At 41.6% G+C, this 5,501-nt stretch carries 2 protein-coding genes and 2 pseudogenes; 2 read left to right on the top strand and 2 right to left on the bottom strand.

Features of this window, described 5'->3' with window-relative positions; all coding sequences use genetic code 11:
- The coding region (locus tag QUA80_RS32875) for a calcium-binding protein (RefSeq protein ID WP_333429101.1) at positions 1 to 997 on the bottom strand (997 nt) is incomplete at its 3' end.
- Between the two features lie 551 nt (positions 998 to 1,548).
- Between QUA80_RS32875 and QUA80_RS32870 the strand changes: the two are divergent.
- Positions 1,549 to 2,394, top strand: a pseudogene (locus QUA80_RS32870) (ISKra4 family transposase); the annotation flags it as partial.
- Between the two features lie 759 nt (positions 2,395 to 3,153).
- Here QUA80_RS32870 and QUA80_RS32865 read toward each other — a convergent pair.
- Positions 3,154 to 4,373 (bottom strand): annotated as a pseudogene (locus QUA80_RS32865) (ISAs1 family transposase).
- Positions 4,374 to 4,586: 213 nt separating this feature from the next.
- Between QUA80_RS32865 and QUA80_RS32860 the strand changes: the two are divergent.
- Positions 4,587 to 5,459: a hypothetical protein gene (locus QUA80_RS32860; RefSeq protein ID WP_333429100.1), complete on the top strand. Its 873-nt coding sequence runs from the start codon at positions 4,587 to 4,589 to the stop codon at positions 5,457 to 5,459.
- Positions 5,460 to 5,501: the final 42 nt, after the last annotated feature.

The raw sequence follows: 5,501 nt of genomic DNA, 5'->3' as shown, positions 1-5,501 counted from the left end.
GCGTGGTTGGTGTCGGCGCCGTGGGTGTCGGCGTGGTTGGTGTCGGCGCCGTGGGTGTCGGCGTGGTTGGTGTCGGCGCCGTGGGTGTCGGCGTGGTTGGTGTCGGCGCCGTGGGTGTCGGCGTGGTTGGTGTCGGCACCGTGGGTGTCGGCGTGGTGGATGCGTCTGATAAATTAGCCGCGAGAATCTCGGTACCGGAGAGGTTGTTGATGGTTTCGATGAATCCTGCACCCGCAAGGGTTGGGGAAGTACCAAAGAAGTCTAAAATTACAACTTCTTTTTCAACATCCGTAGCCAGCGCGATCCCGTCTTCATTAGTGTCAATCACTAAACTCGTGCCTTGTCTGGCCAAGCCTGTATTTCCCCGTGACAATGACAGGGAGAGGTTAGGGCTGGTAGTGATTCTGTAGCCTGTAAAATCAGTAAAGTCTAAGCGATCGATCCCACCAGCATCCTGAATTTGCAGTTGATTCGCCCGCTCAGTATAGATTAGATAGAGATCGTTACCTGCACCGCCTCGCAGCACCGAGTCACGATATTGGTTGCCGCCATATACGTCATTGAGCGTATCATCGCCAGCACCCCCTTCTAAGGTGTTAGCACCACCTGATGTGAGACTGTCATTGCCCGCACCGCCATCCAAAGTTTGATTGGCGCCACCACCTTGCAGCGTGTCTTCGCCATCGCCACCCGCGAGACTGGAATTGCCCCCGAAAACTCCACTGAGGCTGTCATTGCCAGTACCGCCATCCAGGGTGTCCTTGCCACCGCCGGCGGCATCCAGGGTGTCATTGCCTCCACCCCCACTGAGACTGTTGTTTCCTGTCTCGCCATACAAACTGTCGTTGCCCTCAAGACCAACGAGCGTGTCATCGCCATTGCGGCCATAGATGTCGTCCTTACCAGCCGTGCCTGTGAGGGGATCGTCGCCGGGAGTACCGTAGATTCTATAGATGCCGTCCGTATAGGATACAGAGATTTCTTCGGGTGTTGCCATATTTTTTTCCTCCTTTTGGGGTAGGAAAGAAAGCAAACAGCCAAACTCGCAAAAGCTTAACACCAGTAGAAATAGGTAGCCCTCTATAAATTTGGCTATCTAATAATAATTATAAATCCGTGCCACCAGACTATGTTGCCAAACTGGTAGAAATTGACAATTATTTACCTATTAATTTTATTAGATACCCAGGCGAACCGCTAAGATGTAAAAACCCACATTCCGCACCCACTACCTATAGCGGTGTCACATGGTTTTTATGGGCTATCTATAGTGCAGGGTAAACGCATCTAAATTAAGTTGACATAAAATCATATTTGTGCGTGAGTGTTTTTCTGAAAAAATCATTCTTAAAACTCTTAAATCCGATGGAATTAACCCAGTAAAAATCGAGCTTTAAGAACTTCTGAATTCTGGAAGCTGAATCAATTTAAATCGGTAATCTGTTTGAGTTTTCAGTTTTCTGGTGCATCTCACTTTGGCGAATGTGTCAAAAAAGAGATAAAATGAAAAAGCTAGTAAAATCGTTAAATAAAGATGAGGCCAATAAAATGACACCATCAGACCAACAACAGCTAAAAGTCCACTTAAAAGCGGTAGCAGAAATTTTTTACAGAAATACAGCTCCAACCGATTTAAAAAGTTTTGAAAGTCTAGAAAAATCCCTGCGTCAGAAAATGTTATCAGAGGTTGGTCCAGAACTAGGTAACTGTTTTTTTCAGCAGTATCAGGAATTAAAACAGGAAAGCCCCGAAAAATAAAATCAATAATCGGCTCGCTCGACATTACAGATAATCAGGCAAAATATTTTGGCTTAAAAGCTTACAGTCAATTTAGTCCACTCATGGAAAACTGCTGTCTTTTAATCAGTGCCAATGAATCTTATCAAATGGCAGAAAAAGATTTGGAAAAATTTACTGGAATCAAAATTTCTCACAGTACATTACAAAGATTAGTCAAGAGACAAGAATTTGAATTGCCTACATCTCAACAAGGAGTCCAAGAAATTACATTAGATAGCGGTAAAGTCAGACTACGCAACGAAACTAAGGGCGAGAGCTGTTACTGGAAAGACTATAAAGCCGTGTGTTTAGATAATGTTTATTGCGGAGCATTTTTTCAAAATAATCAAGACTTAATTGATTGGACTAATAGCCAAAAATTACTACACCCTATGTATTGTTTAGGAGATGGTCATGCCGGAATTTGGAACATCTTTAAAGAAATTGGAGACAATGAACAAAGACAAGAAATCTTAGATTGGTATCCTCGAACAAGAAAATCTCTACAAGGTAGGGGGTTCAATAAAACGATTAAAATCAGCAGAAACTATGTTATGGCAAGGCAAACTTGATGAAATTATCAAAATATTTAAAGACTTTAAAGGTCAAGCATTTAACGTATCCGCTCAATAAATCGGGGTAACAGCAAAAAAGAAGGTTCACAATCTAGGCACAGCATGGTAGAATATAAAGCATGACGCAAAAAACATCTGGTGACCAATTAGTAGAGACCTTACTGCAAAGCATTGAGCCATCTGAGATTGCTGACGAATCATTGCGTCGTACTGTGTCCATATTGCTGAACATAATGCGAGCAATTACAAGCAGAAACCAGAGAATTACGGTCAGAAAATCAAAGATTAAAATCCGAAAACAATCGCCTGAAAGGAGAACAAGGCAAACCAGAGGTCAAAGCTAATAGAGCGAAAAAGTTAAAAGAGAACTACTCATCCGAAAAAGAGCGAAAAGCACCCAAAAAGCACATTAAAAGTAGTAAAAAAGCTCTGGTCAAAGTTGACCGAGAAAAAATCCTGGAGTATCCTGAAGCAGAACTACCATTCGATTCAGAATTCAAGGGTTATGAAGAGGTAATAGTTCAAGACATTTTACTGAAAACAGATAACGTGTTATTCCGGAAACAGAAGTATTACTCACCTTCAGAAAAGAAAACATACGTTTCACCCTTACCATCCGGATATGATGGGGAGTTTGGTCCGGGAGTAAAAGCCTTAGTTATCAGCCTTTACTACGGAGGAAATATGACTCAAGGGAAGCTATTATAGCCTTTCTCAAAAAGGTGAGGTACGAATTTTGATCTGGAAATCTTGACAATACAAGGTTTCGGTATACCTCATCAGGGTAAGAGCATCTCAATCAGTCTTGACAAAAGGATTTGAGAAGAAGCATCATGTATTCATCATTCATTGCAGCCCGTTTCCTTTTCTGTCGCAAGCTACGCTTGAGAGTAGTTTCTTGATTGACAGCATTCAGGGACATCCGTCTGATAGCAGCCAAGTTCCGAGGGCTATTCAACGACCGAATGCGACATCGATCTTCATTGAAAGTGACATCTAAAATCCAATGTTCTTGATTTTCAATGCTCCAATGTTGACGAATAGCGCGACCATTAACCTGGGCATCTACGGGTAAGGAACTCAGGTAGAACTGTACTTCATGAGTGGTTGTGTTCCACAAATAACGGAAACGTTCTACTATAACAATAGTCTGAATATCTGCCCAGTCTTCTTGTTTGTAAAGTCGTCCGAGTGCCGCCACTGGAACCGCCCAAACTTTTCGAGTTTCGACTCGATGATGTGCTTTTTCCGTTCGGGAATCTTCACTCACTTCAATTCCACCAAATTGGTTGGCTCTGGCTGTTTCAAACCAGGTCTTGACTTGTTTGTAAAGAGTTGGATGATTCTTTTTGAGGGTAACGACATGCAGCGGCTTTTTTTTGACGAATGAGCCGCACAATCTCGGTCTGAGTACCCATCGCATCCATCGTAATAATCGCTCCGGTGACATCGATTAATTCCAATAGAGCTGGGATAGCTGTGATTTCATTGGAATGGTTTTCCACTTTAACTTGTCCAAGTACCAACCGATTTTCGCTGGCCCAAGCTGTCACTAAATGTAAATTATTTACCCCGGTTTTTCGGTCATAAGAACCTCGGAGATTTTTGCCATCAATCGGGATAACTTGTTGGCCAACTGGCCCAATTAATTGTTTAACCCATTGAGTCAACTTCTGTTCTAAAACTTTCGGGTCTAGCTTTTCAACAACTCGTCGAAAGGTATCATCGCTCGGGATGCCATTGGGTAAGTCTAAAAATTTTTGCAACCATTGCTGCTTACTGATTCCATAATTTTCCATGTCTTCCCATCCCTCACCTCCAGCTATTGTAGATAATATGGCAATGACGAGAATGTCTTTCAGTAGGTGGCGTTTGGTTCGGTTCACTAGGAGGGTCGGGTACGTCATCAAAATAACTTGACAAGCTCCCTTGTAACTCTTGCATGGAAATAGGTGGGGTTTCTGAGCGTGGTTGCTTTGACTTAGACGTTGGCCGGGCGGGCAGGAATCCTTTATCCATTGAGTTTTACGGCTTGATGACTTAGCTTTTAAGGCATTATAGAATTGCTCATACGTGAATGCCACGTTTTCTATAGTTGTCTTTTTGTCAACTACAATTTATACCAAATTAGATGAGCTTACCCTGTATACCTCATTTATCTGAGAACCGCTATAGATTTTTTAAGCAATATTGGGATTTCAATGTCAGCAGGTTATTTATCAAATCAGAAAAATGAAAAATTCATCAAAGTTTGAATCAGAATTTAACGAAGTGTATGTATCCGGATTAGCAAGTAGCCCTTGGCAACACTTAGACCAAACAAGTGCGCGTGTTAAAGGAGTAAATCACACTACAAATATAATTTGCAACCCCTTATATACAGTTTATTCTACAACCTTAAGAAAAGACCGATTAAGCATACTTGGAGTATTACAGAACAACCCAGAACTTGAGTTTATTCTATCTCCACTTACTTACAAGCTATTAGAGATGTTGAATGTACCCCAGAAGTGGAGCCATCAAATTAAAGGATTGCCTCAAGAAATTCCGTTGAAGGGTGATGAGTTTAACTCCTTGCTGAATCAGAATCTGGGCGAAGTGGGCTCTCAAGATCGTACCAGAATTTTTGAGGCAGCAGCGATTGCTTTTTATGCTCAGCAATCCCAGATTCCGGTAATAAAAACTCTGGTGACTGATGATGCACCCCAGTTTAAATTACTCACAGATGATTTATCTTTATGTTGGGTGCATGAAGCAAGACATTATAAAAAGTTAAGTCCATTTGTTACTTGTCATCAAAAAAAGTTAGACAAGTTTCTTGATGATTTTTGGGATTACTACCGAGAATTATTAGCTTACAAAAACTCTCCATCTGGGTTAGAGAAGCTCATGCTCAAATCAAAATTTTGGGAAATTTTCGGCAGTCCAAGTGGTTATGAACAATTAGATGAACGCAAAAAATTAACTTTAGACCTCCTGCGAAAGTCTGATAGAATTGTAAAACAGATAGAAATTCAACTAATCACAAATGAGTTACGAAAAAGTGAAAAATTTAGAGCAGACAGAGTTCAAACGTTTGTGTGGTGTCACTCTAGGAACCTTTGAGCAAATGGTAAAAGTAGTGGCGGCCGAGAAAGTCCTAGCAAA

This window comes from Microcoleus sp. F4-D5, assembly GCF_036704885.1.
In the GTDB taxonomy this organism is placed as follows: domain Bacteria; phylum Cyanobacteriota; class Cyanobacteriia; order Cyanobacteriales; family Microcoleaceae; genus Microcoleus.
This window is presented reverse-complemented; position numbering and strand designations above follow the sequence as displayed.

Coding starts and splice junctions, on each gene's coding strand:
- QUA80_RS32860 (WP_333429100.1), top strand. CDS start 4,587: ATGAAAAATTCATCAAAGTTTGAATCAGAATTTAACGAAGTGTATGTA.